We start from the raw sequence: 16,936 nt of genomic DNA, 5'->3' as shown, positions 1-16,936 counted from the left end.
TGGACGGACGCAAGAGCGCTTGACCCTGCCGCGATTTGGGCAATGCTGGCCGCAACCAACAAAGAGAATACCCGTGACAGAACACGTCATCGTCATCGGCGCCGGGATCGTCGGGGCAAGCACCGCCATCTGGCTGCGCCGTTTCGGCCATGAGGTCACCGTCATCGACCGCATGGGCTGGGGGCAAGGGACATCACATGGCAATGGCGGCGTGCTTGCGGCCTGCGCGATGGTGCCCGTGACCGGGCCGGGATTGGTGCGAAAATCGCCGGCCATGCTGCTGGATCCGAATTATCCGCTGTTCCTGCGCTGGTCCTATCTGCCCAAACTCGCGCCGTGGCTGGTGAAATACCTGTCGCACGCAAATGATGCCGATACGCGCCGTATCGCAGATGGGCTGGCCCCGGTCGTGACCGACACCGCCGATCAACACGTGGCGCTGGCCAAGGGCACCCGCGCCGAACGCTTCGTCACGCTCAGCGATTATTCCTATGCCTATGCCGATCGCGCGGCCTTTGACGCGGACCGCTATGCGTGGGACATCCGCGCGGTCCACGGCTTTGTTCCGCGGATCACCGAAGGCGCAGCCGTGCATGAGGCCGAACCCGATCTTGGCCCGGACATCACCTGCCTCGCCACCATGTCGGACCACGGCTATGTGAGCGATCCGGGGGGCTACGTCGCCGCGTTGGGCAAAGAATTCGCCGCGCTGGGCGGCACCTTCGTCAAGGCCGAGGTCAAGGACCTCACCCTGACCGATGGCAAGGTGACGTCTGTCGAGACCAGCGCAGGCCGCTTCGACGCGAACCGGGTGGTGCTGGCGACCGGGGTCTGGTCGAAGCCGTTGATGCGCAAACTGGGACTGAACGTGCCACTGGAGTCCGAGCGCGGCTATCACATCATCTTCGCGAACGCCGAACGCGGGCCGCGCCATCCGATCATGGTTGCCTCTGGCAAGTTCGTGGCCACGCCGATGGCGGCAGGGCTGCGCTGCGCCGGGGTCGTCGAATTTGGCGGGCTGGATGCAGGGGCGTCGAAAGCACCGTTCGATTTCCTGCGCAAACAGGCCCGCAAAGCCTTTCCGTATTTGAACTGCACGGGCGAGATCGAATGGCAGGGCCACCGCCCGGCGCCTTCGGACAGCCTTCCGCTGTTGGGCCAGGTCGGTGACAGCGGCGTCTACACCGGCTTTGGCCATCACCATATCGGCCTGACTGCTGGTCCAAAAAGCGGTCGGCTCATTGCGCAGATGATTTCCGGGCAGCCACCGAACATGGACTTGACTCCGTACCACCCTGCGCGCTTCGCTTGAATCCACAACAAAACAGGGAAATGACCAGATGACCTTTACCAAGACACTTGCCGGAAGCTGCATTGCCGCTGCCGTTGCAATGCCAGCTGTCGCCGCTGAAAAGTGGGATATGCCAATGGCTTATGCGGCGTCGAACTATCACTCCGAAGTCGGCGCCGAATTCGCGCAATGCGTGACCTCCGGCACCGGCGGCGAGATCGAGATCACCACGCATCCGGGCGGCGCGCTGTTCGCTGGCGCGGATATCAAGCGTGCCGTGCAGACCGGTCAGGTTCCGATTGGCGAACGCCTTCTCTCCGGCCACCAGAACGAAAACGCAGTTTTCGGCTATGACAACGTGCCGTTCCTTGCCACGTCCTTCGACGATGCCGAAAAGCTGGCCGATATTGCGCGCCCGACCATCGAAAAACTTCTGGCCGAACAAAACCTGACGCTGCTGTATTCCGTGCCATGGCCGCCGCAGGGGCTGTATTTCAACAAGGAAATCAACTCGGTCTCTGACATGAAAGGGGTCAAGTTCCGGTCCTACAACAACTCCACATCGCGGTTTGCGGAACTGACAGGCATGCTGCCGGTGACGATCGAAGCCGCCGAAATCAGCCAAGCCTTCGCCACCGGCGTTGCCGAGGCGATGATCTCCTCCGGGGCGACCGGCTATGACCGCAAGGTCTGGGAAAGCCTGTCGCATTTCTACGAGGTGAACAGCTGGCTGCCGCGCAACTCGGTCATGGTCAACTCCGATGTCTGGGCCTCTGTCTCGGACGAGAATAAAGCCGTGATCACCGGCTGCGCCGAAACCGCCGCGGCAAACGGCCTGGAGCGGGCAAAATCCTATACCAAGTTCACCATGGATGGCCTGGCCGAAGGCGGCATGACCGTTGGCCCGGCAAGCGACGCGCTGGTGGAAGAGCTGAAAACCATCGGTGACACGATGGCTGCCGATTGGCTCGAAGCTGCGGGTGAAGATGGCAAGGCGATCATCGACGCCTTCAAGGCCGCGCAATAAGCGCACCCGGCCTGGCCCGCCCTGCGAACACGGTGGGCCAGCGCCGCTTTTTTCCGAACCAAGCCAAGAATACCACCGGTGTGCTCAAGGCACCGATCAAGGGGGACGACGTTATGGGGGCCATTCGGCGCGCACTTGATTTTCTGTATATGGTCAGTGGGCTGATTGCTGCGCTCTGCCTTGTCGCGATATTGGGGCTGATCGTCCTGCAAATGATCGCCCGCTGGACCGGCGAGGTCTTCCCCGGCGCACCCAATTATGCAGGCTACGCCATGGCGGCGGCGTCCTTCATGGCCTTTGCCAATGCGCTTGGACGTGGCGCGCATATCCGGGTGTCGATCCTGCTGAACGCGGTTACCGCGCGGGTGAAATGGTTGCTGGACCTCTGGTGTTTCGGCCTGGGCGCGGCAATCGCCGCCTATTTCACCTATTACGCCTATAACTTCGTCTATTGGTCGTGGAAGTTCAAAGATGTCAGCCAAGGCCAAGACGCGACCGCGCTGTGGATTCCCCAATCGGTCATGGTCGCAGGCGGCGCGCTGCTGACTTTGGCCCTGCTCGACAACCTTGTCCATCTCGCCTTGCGCGGCACACATCGCATTTCGAGCGACACGCTCGACGCCCACGCGGAGTAAGACAATGACCGAACTCTACGCGATTGCGATCTTCCTCGGGGTGCTTTTCCTTCTGCTCGGCACCGGCGTCTGGGTCGGACTGGCCCTGATGGGCGTGGCTTGGGTCGGGATGGAGCTGTTCACCACGCGCCCGGTTGGCGATGCGATGATCACGACGATCTGGGCCTCTGCCTCAAGCTGGACCCTGACCGCGCTGCCGATGTTTATCTGGATGGGGGAAATCCTGTATCGCACCCGGCTGAGCGAGGACATGTTCAAGGGGCTGTCCCCATGGCTGGCCCGCCTGCCCGGCGGGTTGGTTCACACCAATATCGTGGCCTGTACGGTGTTTGCCGCCGTATCGGGATCCTCGGCGGCGACGCTGACGACGGTGGGCAAGATGTCGATCCCGGAATTGCGCGCCCGCAAGTACCCTGAAAAGATGGTCATCGGAACATTGGCCGGGGCGGCGACGCTGGGCCTGATGATCCCGCCTTCACTCGCGCTGATCGTCTATGGTGTCACGGTCAACGAATCCATCACCAAACTGTTCTTCGCCGGTGTCTTCCCCGGCCTCGTTCTGGCGCTGATGTTCATGGGCTATGTCGCCGTGACCGCGCTGACCTCCAAGACGTGGAAACCGATGGTCGAACAGGGCATGACCTTTGCGGAAAAGCTGCGGAACTCGCGTTTCCTGATCCCGGTCTTCTGCCTGATCTTCGTCGTCATCGGGTCGATGTATCTTGGCTTTGCCACCGCGACCGAAGCCTCTGCCATCGGGGTGATCGGCGCCCTGTTGCTGGCCGCCGGACAGCGCAGCCTGACGTGGTCCAGCTTTTCCGAAAGCCTGATGGGGGCGATGCGGACCTCTGCGATGATCGCGCTGATCCTTGCCGGGGCCGCGTTCCTGAAACTGTCCATGGGCTTTACCGGGCTGCCCCGCGCCCTTGCCGATACCATCGCATCGCTGGAACTGTCCCGGTTCGAGCTTCTGATGGCGCTGCTGGTGTTCTACATCGTGCTGGGCATGTTCCTTGACGGGATTTCATCGGTGGTGCTGACCATGGCGGTGGTCGAACCCATGGTGCGCGACGCCGGAATTGACCTGATCTGGTTCGGCATCTTCGTGGTTGTCGTGGTCGAAATGGCGCAAATCACCCCGCCCATCGGCTTCAACCTCTTCGTGTTGCAGGGCATGACCTCGCACGAGATGGGATATATCACGCGCGCCGCCTTGCCGATGTTCCTGATCATGGTCCTGATGGTCTTTGCCCTGATTGCCGTGCCGGAAATCGCCACATGGCTGCCGGACAACATCCGACAAACGCGCTAGCGACAGCCAGACCGGACCGCCATGACCACGCCCCGAACGCGCACGCCCTGCCTCGATTTGCAGCCACAACTCCAGCGCCCTGCACCGGACCGCCGGATGATGCAGCGCAGCGGGCATGATGCCGCTGCGAGTAGCCGTGGCGCGGGCGCCTTGGGGTGGGCCAACACGTGATGCTGCGGCTCTGCGCCAAATATTCCCGCCCCTTGCTGGTCGCCGGGCTTGTGATCGGCGTCGGTCTGCCCGGCCTTGCCGCGATGATGGAGCCCTGGCTGCCAGAGATGGTCGCGCTTTTGCTGGTCATCACGGCCTTTCGCATCGGCCATCGCGCCGCTTTCGGGGCCTTGACCGACCTGAGATGGAGCCTGCCCGCCGTCGCGCTGTTGCAGCTTGCCTTGCCACTCAGCCTCATCGGGGCGCTCACCCTTGCCGGGCAGGGCAATACCCCGCTCGCCCTTGCACTGGTGCTTGCCGCCAGCGCCCCCACCATCACCGGCGGCGCGTCGCTGGCCATCATTCTTGGCCAAGATCCTGCCCGCGTTATGCAGATCCTGATCCTTGGCACCGCGCTATTCCCGTTGACGGTTCTGCCGGTGCTCTATTTCGGCCCCGATATCGGCGCGCCCAGCGTGATCGCGCTGTCCGGTCTGCGCCTGCTGGTGGTGATTCTTGGCGCGGCAGGAATCGGCTTTGCCCTGCGGCAGTGGTTGGTTCCGCACCCCACGCCCCGGCAAGTCGAACGCATGGACGGTGCCGCCGTTCTGTTCTTTTCCCTGATCGCCATCGGATTGATGGCCGCGCTGGGGCCGACACTGCGCTCAAACCCGTGGGAGGCACTGCGCTGGGCGCTGGCCGCCTTTACCCTGTGCTTCGGACTGCAAACGCTGGCGCTTGCCGTTCTGCATCGCACACGCCGCCTTCGCCACCTTGCCGGTCCGTTGGCACTGGCTGCTGGAAATCGCAACATTGCGCTGTTTCTCGTGTCGCTCCCGCCCGATACCATGGCCCCGATCATGATATTCGTGGCATGCTGGCAATTGCCCATGTACCTGACACCCATTCTGTTGCCCCGACTTTACCGATTGGCTTCCCCCCATGCCTGACACGCCCCGTATCGCTGCCGTTGGCCTGATCGGTCTGGCCGTCACCTTCGGAGACAAGATGTCCGACGCCGCGAACCGGGCGGCGATTGCCTTCCGCGCGGCTGTAGACGCCGCCGACTGGCCCGAGGTCACGGAAACCGCGTCAACGCTGGTGTCCACCTTTGTCGCCGTTGATCTGATCGACACCCCTTTCGAGGATATGCAAACCCGCCTTCAGGCCTTGTTGGAAACGCGGGACTGGTACGCGGCGGGCCTGCCGGGGGGGCGCAAGCTCTGGACGCTGCCCATGTGCTTCGACGACAGCCGCGCGCCCCAGATCGAAGAGGCGGCGCGGGCTGCGGGCCTTAGTAAGGCAGAGGCGGTGGCCTCCCTTTCCGGGTCGCGGACACGGGTGATCACCTTGGGGTATGCGCCGGGGCAACCCTATCTTGGCACGCTTGACGCGGCATGGGACATCCCCCGCCAGACCGACCTGACGCCCCGCGTGCCTGCTGGCGCGCTCGTCGTGGCCATCCGGCAATTCGTCCTGTTCACCGCCGCGATGCCGACCGGCTGGCGTCACGTCGGCCAAGGCGCATTCCGCACCTTCGATCCGAACCGCGAAACGCCCATCGTCCTGACACCGGGGGATGAAATCCGCTTTGCCCCGATCACCCCCGCCGAACTTGACGAGTTGGAACGCGGTGACAGCCTTGGCGGCGCAACATGGGAGGCACTGCCATGACCGCCCAATTGCTGATCCGAAAAACCGGCCCGGCTGTATCGCTACAGGATCTGGGACGCCCCGGATTTATCGCTCAGGGCCTGTCCCGCGGCGGCGCGATGGACCGTCTGGCGCTTCACGAAGGTGCGGCCCTGTTGCAACGGCCTGTCCGCGCGGCGCTTGAGATGATCGGCAGCGGCGGCACGTTCGAGGTCACGGCAGACACACGCATCGCCCTGACCGGCGCGCCCATGCAGGCGCGAATCGGCGACACCGCGCTGGCATGGAACGCGAGCCACCTGCTGCCTGCGGGCGAGGTTCTGACCATCGGCGGCACAATCGAAGGCGCGATCGGCTATCTGCATCTGGGCGATGGCTTTGACCTGCCGCCGCTGATGGGCGCGCTGTCAGCGCATAACGCGGCGGGGATCGGCTATCCGGTGGTTGAGGGCGAAGCGCTCCCCCTTCGGCCCGACACCGGCACGCAGACCGGCCTGCAATTGCCCCATGATCCACGCTTCGACGGGGGCACGGTACATGTCACGCGATCGCTGCAAAGCCCGCTTTTCGGCGAGAACGCCCTGTACCGACTGACCCAAACCCCCTTCATGCGGGATGCGCGCGCCAATCGGCAGGGGATACGCCTGAACCCCGATGGTGCGGGCTTTGCCGCGGAAGGCGGGCTGACGGTGGTGTCCGAAGTGATCGCGCCGGGCGATATCCAGATCACCGGCGATGGCGCGGCCTATGTTCTGATGTGCGAAAGCCAAACCACCGGCGGCTATCCCCGTATCGCGACAACGCTACCCGGTGATCTGCCGCGCGTGGCGCAGGCCCCGACCGGCGCGACCATCCGCCTTGTCCTGCTGGACCGCGAGGCGGCCATCACCCGCGAAAAGGCGGCCCGCGCGCATATCAAGGCGCTGCCCGGATTGTGCCAACCTTTGATCCGCGATCCCGCAACGCTGCGCGATCTGCTTAGCTACACCCTTGTCAGCGGCGCGGTCAGCGCGCTGGCCGACCCCTTCGAAGGAGACATGCCATGACATCCGTGGACCTCAATGCCGATATGGGCGAAAGCTTCGGGCTTTGGAAAATGGGCAATGACGCCGAGCTTCTGAAAATCATCAGCTCCGCCAACATCGCGTGCGGCGGCCACGCCGGAGACCCCGACGTTATGGAACGAACCATGGCACTGGCCGCGCAGAACGGCGTCGGCATCGGCGCGCATCCGGGTTTTGCCGATATCGCCGGATTCGGACGCTTTCGCATGCACCTGCCGACCGGCACGCTGCAAAACATGGTCCGCTATCAGGTCGCCGCACATACCGGGATGGCCAAGGCCTTTGGGCACGAAGTCCGCCACCTCAAGCTCCATGGCGCATTGGCGAACATGTGTTCCGAGGACGAGGATATGGCCGCCGCCTGCTATGAGGCCGCGCTGTCGGTTGCGCCGGATCTGATCGTCATGGTCCTTGCAGGCACAGCGCAGCAGCGGGCGGTGACACGGCTTGGCTGTTCATGGGCAGGGGAAATCTTTGCCGACCGCGCCTATAACGACGACGCGACCCTTGTAGACCGCTCAAAACCCGGCGCTGTCATTCATGATGCCGCCCTTGCCGGACCGCGCATCGCCAAGATGGTGAAAGCGGGCGCGATCATCACCGAAAGCGGCCAGCATATCCCGGCACAGATCGACACGATCTGCGTTCATGGGGACACGCCGGAGGCGCTGGATATCGCCCGGTCGGTCCGCGCCGCGCTGGAGGCCGATGGCGTCAGCATCACACCGTTCGAGGGGCACCGCTAAGCCCGCGCGCGAAGCCGCCGGGACAAGACCCCTGCCAGCGTGACGGTCAGACCGATCCGAAAGATATGGTGCGCCGTGACGACAACCGGGCTGATCCCAAGGCTCAATGCGATCAAGCCCATTTCAGTCACACCGCCGGGCGCAAAGCTGACGAACAGCGTATCGAAATCGAAGGGCAGGATCGGGGCCAGACCGGTGGCGATACCAAAGGCCACACCCAGCACCAGCAGCACATAAAGGCTGCCCAGCCCGAAGGCGCGCAACAGGTCACGGCGATTTGCCCCGGAAAACGAGGTGCCAAGGGCGGTCCCCACAACCAGTTGCGACACGGCAAGCAGCCACGCAGGACCGGCCAGATGCAGCAGCCCTGCCCCATGCAATCCCGCACTGAGCAGCAAGGGCCCAACCAGATGCGCCGCCGGAAGCCGCAGCTTTGGCCCAAGCCACATGCCCGCGATCGCCAACAAGACAAGCTCCGCCACATCGAACAGCGTCCACCCCGCCTGGGTAAAGCTTTGCCCAGCCGCGCTGCCAACCGCGTGGCCGGACCATATGAAATACAGCGTCGGCACCGCGACGACCACGACAACGATGCGCGCGAAATGCTGCAAGGCCAGAATCCGCACATTGCCGCCCGCCTCTTCGCCCAACGTGACGGCCTCGACCAGGCCACCGGGCATGGCGGAATAGACCGCCGTCACGGGATCATACCCACCCAAGACGCGAAACAGCGCATATCCCATCCCCATGGCAACCAGCACGAAAGCCGTCATCACCAGCAGCGAGGGCCAAATTCCCGGCAGGCGCGCCACAAGATCGGCGGTAAAGCTGGCACCGATCATCACACCGATCAGGCCGACGAAAAGCTGCCGTGGACGCTTGGGGAATTGCAGTTCACTGCGCCCGGTCGCGGAGCGCCAGATTGAAAAGACGCCCACGCTTGCCAACGCGCCCGTCAGATAGGGCATCGGAATGCCCGCAACGCGCGCCAGAAGCGCCCCCAGCAGACCAATGGCGAGCATGAGTGCGGTTTGCGAAAGAATTCGGGGGATCATTGGGGACGTCATCCGCGAACTTTGCGGATAAATCCGGGCCGCCACAAGTCAGGCGCTGCGCCGCCGCACAGATTTCGGCGTTTGCCCGGTCCAGGACCGGAACGCGCGAAAGAAAGATGTGCGGTCGCGGAACCCCAGAAGCAAAGCGATCTCTTCGATGCTCATGGTCGAGTTTTGCAAATAGCTGAGCGCGAGCGCCCGGCGCGTATCCTCCAGCACGTCCTTGAAGCTGGCCCCCTCCTCGCTCAACCGTCGTTGCAGGCTACGCTTGGACAGGGCGAGTTTGCGCGCGATCTGGTCAATCGTCACCTGACCGCCGGGCAGACCCTCGACCAAAGCCTGCCGCACGCGAGCCGCCGTGCTTTTGGGGGCGATCTCTTGCACGAAGCGTTCGGCCAACCCGGCTTCGACCCGATCAGCCAGCGCGTCGTTACGCGTAATCAGCGGCAGGTCCGCATCTTCCGACTTCAAGACCAGACGATAGCCCCTGCCTTGCGTGATGGGACAGCCAAACAGCGCCTCTGCATCGGCCCAGCCGGGGCGCAGTTCTTCGACCTCGATCGCAGCGGGGCGCACGTGAACACCGGTCGCCTCGCGGATGGACAGCGTAAAGTAGGTCAGGTTGAACCAGCCAAGCAGCGCCGGCAACGGGTCCTCTGGCAAAACCGACGCGAAACTGGCCACCAGATGCGTGTCGTAAGAGCTGACATGCATCGACATCGGCATGATCAAAGACTTCAGAATCGCTTTGCGCTGAAGCCCGATCCGCACAGTGGGGCTGCTGTGAAACGCATATTCGGATGAATCGAATTCGCCGCGCGAGAACGCCTCTGCCAGCAGCTTCGGGAACTTGGGCAGCGGCGCTTCGGCATCCAAGCCGTTCCAGATCGCATAATATTCCTGCGCGGTCACAGGCCGGGCATCGGCCTCAAGAAAATCGGGCGGCAGGCCCGCGCGGCGCAGCCCCCGCGCAGGATCAATCCCGAACCGTTCGCACACGAAGCGCATTCCGTCTGCGATCTGGTAACGCCTAAGTTGTGTCACTGTCGCACCATGCATGGATAGGTTGCCACATAATAGGCTGGATTTGGCACGCAATGCAACTCTTGCGCGAGTATATTGTCACTTTCCTTGCCCGTACCGCGACGTCTTCGCGCGTTCCGGGGGCTTTTAACCGATCCCGCCAATCGGTAAGAGGCAGCTGAAACACAAACGAGGCCCTGCCATGTCCTTTGACCGTTCCGTGAAGATTGCTCCGTCCATCCTTGCATCCGACTTCGCCAATTTCGGCGCTGAATGTGCCGCCGTGGAGGCGCAGGGCGCTGACTGGATTCATGTGGATGTGATGGACGGCCATTTCGTGCCCAATATCACCTTTGGCCCGGCCACCTGCGCGGCCATCCGCCCGCATATCAAGGGCGTGATGGATGTGCATCTGATGATTGCCCCGGTCGATCCCTATATCGCGGAATTTGCCAAGGCCGGGGCGGATATCCTGACCGCCCATGTGGAAGCGGGGCCGCATATTCACCGGACGCTACAGGCGATCCGCGCAGAAGGAATGCGCCCCGGTGTCGCGCTGAACCCCGGCACCCCGGCCGAGGCCGTGGCCCATGTTCTGGACTTGGTCGATCTGGTCTGCGTGATGACGGTGAACCCCGGCTTTGGCGGTCAGAAGTTCATCGACATGAGCGACAAGATCGCCACGCTGCGCCGCATGATCGGCGACCGCGACGTGCATATCGAGATTGACGGCGGCGTCGATCCCAAGACCGCCCCCGGTGTCGTCAAAGCCGGGGCAGACGTTTTGGTTGCGGGGTCTGCCGTGTTCAAAGGCGGCTCCGTTTCGGACCCGGCCCCTTACGGGCAGAACATCCGTGCCATCCGCGAGGCCGCGCAAGGCACGTGGGTTTGACGGGCCAAGCCTAACAGGCTTGGCTCGAAAGGCGCGCGGGGCGTCACCCCTTATCCCCGCCGAACAGAGGGCATGATCAGCGACGACAGCGTACGCTGATACAGCCACGTGCCGCCCAGCCGTTGCGCCCGCGCGCCGCTGCCCAGTTTGAACCGCGCCAAACCCGGCGCGTTCACCGTATCCACAAGCCCAAGGTCAAGCGTCGCGACACCGCTTTGGCTTAGCGTCTGCGCGGCCTTGGCCAGCAGCAGGTTATGCGCATTCCACACCCGCCCATCCGGCAGGCTGTGCCCGATGAAATAGGTCGCCCGCGCGCCATGCAGCAGAAACAGCATTCCGGCAATGACCTTGCCCTTGTGCCGCGCTTCGAACAGACGGGCCATTTGCGGGTTGGCCTGCGCATAGGCGAGCGCGAATTCCGGCGGCAATCCGCGATAGCGTCGCGCCTTTCGTTGCGCTTTTTCCGCCTTGATGATCCAGTTCTGAGAATCCGCGATCATGGCGCGTGACGTGACCTGAACCGCGCTCCGCTCCGCCCGGCGCAGGCGGTTGCGCCACTTCTGATGCATCGCCGCGCGCATCGCGTCCGGACCCGCAGCCAGATCCAGTTCCGCCACCGTCGCCGGTGTCATGATCTGCAACAGGCCGGCCCGTTCCAACAGGTGTTCCTGCCCCGGCTCGGCATTGATCAGAACCCGGTGCCCAACCCTGGACAAGCCATCCTTCAGCGCGGAAACGGTCGATCCCGCTGTCCACACAGGCCCGCGCGACACAAGGCCCGTCCACCCCAAAAGCGGGACATAGCGGCTTTGCATCACGCCATACCCGCGATCGGCAAAGGGCACCGTTTCGACCATCTGTCCGAACGCGGCCATCGCGCGGGCATATTCTGCCGTTTGCGTCAGCGGCAGGGGGGATAGAGAGGGGGCAGCATCAAACATCGCCCCGATTTTAAGCGATCATCAACTAAGGCGCGGTTAACATGCCCCCATGAACAAGACGTACACCATCAAGACGGACACCATCATGGGCGTCGACGCCCCGCCCCCGCGCCTGACATTGCGCGCGGCGATCTGGTTGGCCTGTGTCCTCAGCCTGCCCTTCATGCTGCTGGCCGTGGTGGAATTTACCCTGCTGTAAGCCGGATCAGAACTGCCCGGCAAAGGCGTCCTTCAGCTTGTGCTTCAGGATCTTGCCAGTCGGGGCTGCGGGCAGCGCGTCGGCACACACGATCTTCCATGGGCGTTTATACCCGGTCAGCCGTGCGGCCAGCCAGGCCTGCAACGCGGCGATATCCGGAGTGTCGCCGGGGGCCACCTGACAAAAGGCCAGCACCTTTTCGTCGCCTTCCACGACGTGACCCACCACAGCGGCCTGAATGATCTGGGGATGATCGCTCAGCACCCCCTCTACCTCCGGCGGGTACACATTGAAACCGCCGTGGATAATCAGTTCTTTCGACCGGCCAAGGATGGTCACGCGGCCCTCTGCATCGATCGTGCCGATATCGCCGGTGGACAACCAGCCATCGGCGTCCAGCACCTCTGCCGTGCGGTCGGGCGCGCGGAAATACCCTTTCATCACATGCGGCCCACGGGTGCGCAGCTCGCCCTCGGTCGCCCCGCCTGCGACCTCTATCTCCACGCCCGGAAGGGCCGGACCGCAAGAGATGTCGTCATTCGCTTCGGTATGCTGTGTCGCCGCGATTCCGGCTGTTGTCTCGGTCATGCCATACCCATTCTGGAGCGGCACGCCATAGAACGCCTCAGCGCGGCGTTTCCAGTCGGGATCAAGCGGCGCACCGCCGGACGAGACATAGCGCAGCTTGCCTCCTTCAAGCCGGTCGAGGCCCTGTTCCTTCACGTATTGCATCAGCAGGGCGTGCATCTGCGGCACCGCCGACAACAGCGTCACGCCTTCCGTCAGGGCGGTGGCCAGCTTTGCCGCGGAAAACCGCGATTCGAGCCGCGCCTCGGCCCCGATATAGGTCGCCGCCGTCGCAACAGAAGCCAGACCGAACACATGGGTCATCGGCAGGGCGGCATAGATCACATCCTCGGGCGTCATCCAGCGCAGCTTGGCGGAGGTTTGCCCGCCGAACCGCATATTGGCGTGGGTCAGCATGACGCCTTTTGGATCACCTGTGGTGCCGGTGGTATACAGGATCACCGCGACGTCGCGAATATCCTCCGGCGTGCCCGGCAGCGCCTTGGTGTGAACCTGCCCGAATGGCCCGGAGATCAGCGTCGCCCCCATTCGTGCCGCATGCGCCCCCGCATCGGGGGAAACATCGGACAGCATGACAATCGCGGCAGGCTCCGCATGATCGAAGACCCGCTGCAATTCTGCCTCTGTCTGGCGCGCGTTGAAGGGGATGACCGGCGCCTCGCACATGGATGCGCCATATAGGAACGCGATTGCAGAGCAGCTGTTTTCCGCCAGCAACAGAACCCGGTCGCCGGGACGCACGCCCAGATCGCGCAAATGATCCGCCGCCGCCCGCGCTGCCTTGGCCGTTTCGGCCCATGTCCATGCGGCCCCGGTCGTATCGGAAAAGGCCGGCGCCTCTGGCCGGAGCCGGTCCTGATCCAGAAGAAAGTCGTGCCAGAACGCGCTCATGGGAATTGCGGCGTTCGTTTTTCGAGGAAGGCCGCGATGCCCTCGGCGGCTTCGTCCGCACCTGCGGCCCGCGCCATCTCGTTGCGTTCGGCGGCAAGCTGTTCAGCCTCGCTGCGTTCATAGGCGTCGGCGACCAGACCGCGAATGACCTGCTGCGCAACGCGCGGGCCCTTGGCAAGACGGTCCGCGACCGCGTGTGCCTCTTCGCGCGCGCCGCCCGCAGGCGTCAGCGCGTTGACCACCCCCAGTTCCGCGAAACGATCCGAGGTGACCGGCTTCGCCATCAGACACATTTCCATCGACAATTGTCGCGGGATCGCCCGCGCCAGGGCAGAGGTCAGCCCGCCGTCGGGCACCAGCCCCGCCTTCACATAGGCGGCGATGAACTTGGCCCCTTGCGCGGCCACGACCATGTCGCAGGCCAGCATGATGGACAGGCCCGCGCCCGCCGCGCCGCCTTCCACCGCCGCGATCACCGGGACCGGGCAATTGCGGATCGCACGGATCACCGTGTTCAGGTTCTCGATCCGGTTGCGCCGCTCCTGTTCGGGCAAGGTGCTGCGCGCGATCAACTCATTGAGGTTGCCGCCCGCGCAGAAGAAATCGCCTTCGGACGTCAGGATGACAGACCGGATATGCGTTTCCTGCGCCTTCTGCGTGGCTTCGATAATCGCCGCGTAATACTCTGGTGAGATTGCGCCGCGCTTGTCCGTATTGCCGTTCCAGACCACGATCCGATCCGGCAGAATTTCTATCCGTGCGCTCATTTCGCTGCCCTCTTGAACACGCCGGTCGCCTTTGAACAAAGTCGGCCCTCGGCGTCGTGAATTTCTGCTTCCGCGTGGACGATCTTGTATCCGCCCCCCATGACGCGCCCCGTCGCCACGACCTTCCCCAGCTGCGCCGATTGCACGAATGACGTGGTCAGGGAAAGCGTGACAACCGGAACGATCTGGGGACCGCCGTCTGCCAATTGGCGGGACGCGGCGAACCCCGCGGCGGCGTCCAGCATCATCGCATGGATACCGCCGTGAAGCGTTTCGACACGGTTCATGTGCCGTGCCTCGACATCAAGGATCACGCGCGCCGAACCATCCGGCGCGGTGAGGTCGATGTCATAGCCGATCAGCGCCTGCGCGCCGCTACCCGGCGCCTTATGCGGCGGAAAGCGCAAGGAACCGCTCAAGATGCCAATCTTCGTCACCAAAGCGGTGATCGGCCATGATGATCCGCTTCGCGATATGCGCCAGTTCGTATTCCTGGGTCATCGCGATGCCGCCATGCATCTGGATCGACTCCTCGCCAATCAGCCGGCCAATGCGGCCAAACAGGCCCTTGGCGGCAGAGATGTGACGCTCCCGCTCATTGCGGTCGGCTTCCAGATGCCCTGCGGCGTTGATCAGCGCCGACCGGGCCTGCTGCATCTCTGTCAGCATTTCCGCCATACGGTGCTGCAACGCCTGGAACGTGGCCAAAGGCCGCCCGAACTGCTGGCGCGTGCCCAGATATTCCTGCGTGATGCGCACTGCCGTTTCCATCGCACCCAGCGTTTCCGCCATTTGCGCAACGGTCGCCCGCGCCATCACCGCTTCGATCACCGGCAAAGCCTTGCCCGCCTCGGTCATCCGTGCGGTTTCCGGCAGCTTCACCCCGTCGAGGGTCACTTCCGCCGCGCGCCCGCCGGAGATCAGCGGGTAGCCTTGGATCGACAGCCCATCGGTATCCGCCGGAACAAGGAACAGGCTGATCCCACCGGCCTCGCTGGCAGAAACCACGAAGTGATCCGCCGCTTCGGCATTCATCACCACCGCCTTGCGCCCGGTCAGTGCAATCGCCCCGTCCTGCGTGTCCGCCACGGTTTGCACATTGTCGAGATCGTAGCGCGACTGCGGCTCGCCATGCGCGAAGGCCAACTGAGTTTCGCCGCCGATCACGCTTTCGATCAGTTCCTTTTGTGCCGAGCTGCCCGTGGCCGCGATCAGCCCGCCTGCCAGAACCGCCGTGTCCAGAACCGGTTCGACGACCCCGGCGCGACCGAGTTCTTCGAACACGACCGCGATATCGAAACCGCCGCCGCCGAACCCGCCATCCCCTTCGGAAAAGAGCGCGCCGATCACGCCCAGTTCGGCAAGGCCGGACCAGATTTCGGTGCTGTAGCCCTGATCGCTTTCAAGGATCTTGTTGCGCCGGTCCGTGTCGTACTTGTCCGCCAAAAACCGCCGGAGCGTATCCGACAGCATTTGCCGTTCTTCGGTCAGATTGAAGTTCATGCCCGTCCCCCCAATGTCACCTTCGCGATGATGTTCTTCTGAATTTCGTTGGAGCCGCCGAAGATCGAAATCTTGCGGTTGTTGAAGTATTCGCCCGTCGCATCGCCCACGTCGAACGGATCGGGGATCGGTTGGTTGGAACCTTCCAGCGCCTCGGATGCGAAAGGCATGGCATAGGGACCAATCGCCCGGCGCGTCAGGTCATTGAGTTCCTGCCGTACTTCCGAGCCCTTGATCTTGAGCATCGACGCCTCCAGCCCCGGTGCGCCCCCTGCACCCGCAGCGGCGATCATGCGCATGTTGAAGGTGGACAGCGCCATCAGCTCCATCTCGACCTTGGCCAGACGGGCCGCGAAATGCGGGTTCTGCATCAGGGGCTTGCCATTGTCGTTCACCGCCTTTGCCACGCGCTTCACCGTCGACAAAGCCGCGGTGGAAAAGCCCACGCCCGCGATATTCGCGCGCTCATGGGTCAGCAGGTACTTGGCATAGGTCCAGCCCTTGTTTTCCTCGCCGACAAGGTTTTCGACCGGGACTTTCACATCGGTGAACCAGACTTCGTTAACCTCATGGGTGCCGTCCAGCAGGATGATCGGGCGCACTTCGACGCCGGGCGTGTCCATGTCGATCAGCAGGAAGGAAATACCCTCTTGCTGCTTTGCCGACGGATCGGTGCGCACAAGGCAGAAGATCATGTTCGCGTGCTGGCCCAGCGTGGTCCATGTTTTCTGGCCATTCACGATGTAATGGTCGCCCTCACGCACTGCCTTGGTCTTGAGCGAGGCCAGATCGGACCCCGCGCCTGGCTCGGAATAGCCTTGGCACCACCAGTCTTCGCCGGACAGGATGCGCGGCAGCCAATAGTCGTTCTGCTCTTTCGAGCCGAATTTCTGCAAGACCGGCGCCAGCATCGACAGACCGAAGGGCACGATGCGCGGGGCATCGGCGCGGGCCGCTTCCTCTTCATAGATATGGCGCTGCACCGCGTTCCACTCGGCCCCGCCGAATTCCTTGGGCCAGTTTTGCGCCAGCCAGCCGCGCGAATTCAGCGCGCTGTGCCAGTATTCCATGTCCTCTTTGGTCAACCCGCGACCCAGCCGGACTTTCTCCGCCAGTTCCGGCTTCAGCTTTTCAGAAAGAAAGCTGCGCACTTCGTCGCGGAAAGCCAAATCTTCTTCAGAATAGCTCAGATCCATCTT

Annotated in this window: 18 protein-coding genes; 10 read left to right on the top strand and 8 right to left on the bottom strand. The window is 63.4% G+C overall.

What is annotated here, in order from left to right; translation table 11 throughout:
* Positions 1-73: 73 nt before the first annotated feature.
* The 8 genes from E4Z66_RS08020 (at position 74) to E4Z66_RS07985 (ending at position 7,878) form a co-directional block, all read left to right on the top strand.
* Positions 74-1,312 carry an NAD(P)/FAD-dependent oxidoreductase gene (locus E4Z66_RS08020; RefSeq protein ID WP_136462479.1) on the top strand — a complete coding sequence of 413 codons (1,239 nt, stop codon included), beginning with the start codon at positions 74-76 and terminating at the stop codon, positions 1,310-1,312.
* Between the two features lie 28 nt (positions 1,313-1,340).
* The gene (locus E4Z66_RS08015) at positions 1,341-2,318 is read left to right on the top strand and encodes a TRAP transporter substrate-binding protein (protein WP_136462478.1); all 978 of its coding nucleotides are present in this window, start codon (positions 1,341-1,343) and stop codon (positions 2,316-2,318) included.
* Between the two features lie 113 nt (positions 2,319-2,431).
* Positions 2,432-2,953: a TRAP transporter small permease gene (locus E4Z66_RS08010; protein ID WP_136463061.1), complete on the top strand. Its 522-nt coding sequence runs from the start codon at positions 2,432-2,434 to the stop codon at positions 2,951-2,953.
* Between the two features lie 4 nt (positions 2,954-2,957).
* Positions 2,958-4,265: a TRAP transporter large permease gene (locus E4Z66_RS08005; protein WP_136462477.1), complete on the top strand. Its 1,308-nt coding sequence runs from the start codon at positions 2,958-2,960 to the stop codon at positions 4,263-4,265.
* A 170-nt stretch (positions 4,266-4,435) separates the two neighbouring features.
* On the top strand, positions 4,436-5,365 hold the full coding sequence (locus tag E4Z66_RS08000; RefSeq protein ID WP_136462476.1) for a hypothetical protein: 930 nt from the start codon (positions 4,436-4,438) through the stop codon (positions 5,363-5,365).
* Positions 5,358-6,089: a 5-oxoprolinase subunit B family protein gene (locus E4Z66_RS07995; protein WP_136462475.1), complete on the top strand. Its 732-nt coding sequence runs from the start codon at positions 5,358-5,360 to the stop codon at positions 6,087-6,089. The genes E4Z66_RS08000 and E4Z66_RS07995 overlap by 8 nt, the downstream gene beginning before the upstream one ends.
* Entirely contained in the window at positions 6,086-7,114 is a 1,029-nt protein-coding gene (locus E4Z66_RS07990) for a 5-oxoprolinase subunit C family protein (protein WP_136462474.1), read from the top strand. Before E4Z66_RS07995 ends, E4Z66_RS07990 begins: the two co-directional genes overlap by 4 nt.
* Positions 7,111-7,878, top strand: coding sequence for a LamB/YcsF family protein (locus tag E4Z66_RS07985; RefSeq protein ID WP_136462473.1), 768 nt, complete (start codon positions 7,111-7,113; stop codon positions 7,876-7,878). Before E4Z66_RS07990 ends, E4Z66_RS07985 begins: the two co-directional genes overlap by 4 nt.
* Here E4Z66_RS07985 and E4Z66_RS07980 read toward each other — a convergent pair.
* Positions 7,875-8,900, bottom strand: coding sequence for an AbrB family transcriptional regulator (locus E4Z66_RS07980; protein ID WP_168797754.1), 1,026 nt, complete (start codon positions 8,898-8,900; stop codon positions 7,875-7,877). The two genes, E4Z66_RS07985 and E4Z66_RS07980, sit on opposite strands and share 4 nt — an antisense overlap.
* An 81-nt stretch (positions 8,901-8,981) precedes the next feature.
* Positions 8,982-9,977 carry a helix-turn-helix transcriptional regulator gene (locus tag E4Z66_RS07975; protein WP_211097126.1) on the bottom strand — a complete coding sequence of 332 codons (996 nt, stop codon included), beginning with the start codon at positions 9,975-9,977 and terminating at the stop codon, positions 8,982-8,984.
* A gap of 181 nt (positions 9,978-10,158) precedes the next feature.
* Here E4Z66_RS07975 and rpe point away from each other — a divergent pair, with 181 nt between their 5' ends.
* Positions 10,159-10,848, top strand: coding sequence for a ribulose-phosphate 3-epimerase (rpe, locus tag E4Z66_RS07970; RefSeq protein ID WP_136462470.1), 690 nt, complete (start codon positions 10,159-10,161; stop codon positions 10,846-10,848).
* Between the two features lie 50 nt (positions 10,849-10,898).
* Here rpe and E4Z66_RS07965 read toward each other — a convergent pair whose 3' ends face one another.
* Positions 10,899-11,789: a GNAT family N-acetyltransferase gene (locus E4Z66_RS07965; protein ID WP_136462469.1), complete on the bottom strand. Its 891-nt coding sequence runs from the start codon at positions 11,787-11,789 to the stop codon at positions 10,899-10,901.
* 49 nt (positions 11,790-11,838) lie between these two features.
* On the opposite strand from E4Z66_RS07965, the gene E4Z66_RS19640 reads away from it, so the two are divergent.
* Positions 11,839-11,988, top strand: a complete 150-nt coding sequence (locus E4Z66_RS19640; protein WP_168797752.1) for a hypothetical protein — start codon at positions 11,839-11,841, stop codon at positions 11,986-11,988.
* Positions 11,989-11,994: 6 nt separating this feature from the next.
* Here E4Z66_RS19640 and E4Z66_RS07960 read toward each other — a convergent pair whose 3' ends face one another.
* The 5 genes from E4Z66_RS07960 to E4Z66_RS07940 are packed head-to-tail and all read right to left on the bottom strand — an operon-like array spanning position 11,995 to position 16,933.
* Positions 11,995-13,467 (bottom strand): class I adenylate-forming enzyme family protein, encoded by a 1,473-nt coding sequence (locus E4Z66_RS07960; RefSeq protein ID WP_136462468.1) that lies wholly within the window; start codon positions 13,465-13,467, stop codon positions 11,995-11,997.
* A complete protein-coding gene (locus tag E4Z66_RS07955; RefSeq protein WP_136462467.1) occupies positions 13,464-14,234 on the bottom strand; it encodes an oxepin-CoA hydrolase, alternative type in 771 nt (256 codons plus the stop codon). The genes E4Z66_RS07960 and E4Z66_RS07955 overlap by 4 nt, the downstream gene beginning before the upstream one ends.
* Complete coding sequence (locus E4Z66_RS07950) at positions 14,231-14,653, bottom strand: PaaI family thioesterase (RefSeq protein WP_168797751.1); 423 nt, start codon at positions 14,651-14,653, stop codon at positions 14,231-14,233. Before E4Z66_RS07950 ends, E4Z66_RS07955 begins: the two co-directional genes overlap by 4 nt.
* Positions 14,622-15,737 (bottom strand): acyl-CoA dehydrogenase family protein, encoded by a 1,116-nt coding sequence (locus E4Z66_RS07945; RefSeq protein WP_136462465.1) that lies wholly within the window; start codon positions 15,735-15,737, stop codon positions 14,622-14,624. Before E4Z66_RS07945 ends, E4Z66_RS07950 begins: the two co-directional genes overlap by 32 nt.
* On the bottom strand, positions 15,734-16,933 hold the full coding sequence (locus E4Z66_RS07940) for an acyl-CoA dehydrogenase family protein (protein ID WP_136462464.1): 1,200 nt from the start codon (positions 16,931-16,933) through the stop codon (positions 15,734-15,736). Before E4Z66_RS07940 ends, E4Z66_RS07945 begins: the two co-directional genes overlap by 4 nt.
* Between the last annotated feature and the right edge of the window lie 3 nt (positions 16,934-16,936).

This window comes from Aliishimia ponticola (assembly GCF_004803475.1).
Lineage (GTDB): Bacteria > Pseudomonadota > Alphaproteobacteria > Rhodobacterales > Rhodobacteraceae > Aliishimia > Aliishimia ponticola.
This window is presented reverse-complemented; position numbering and strand designations above follow the sequence as displayed.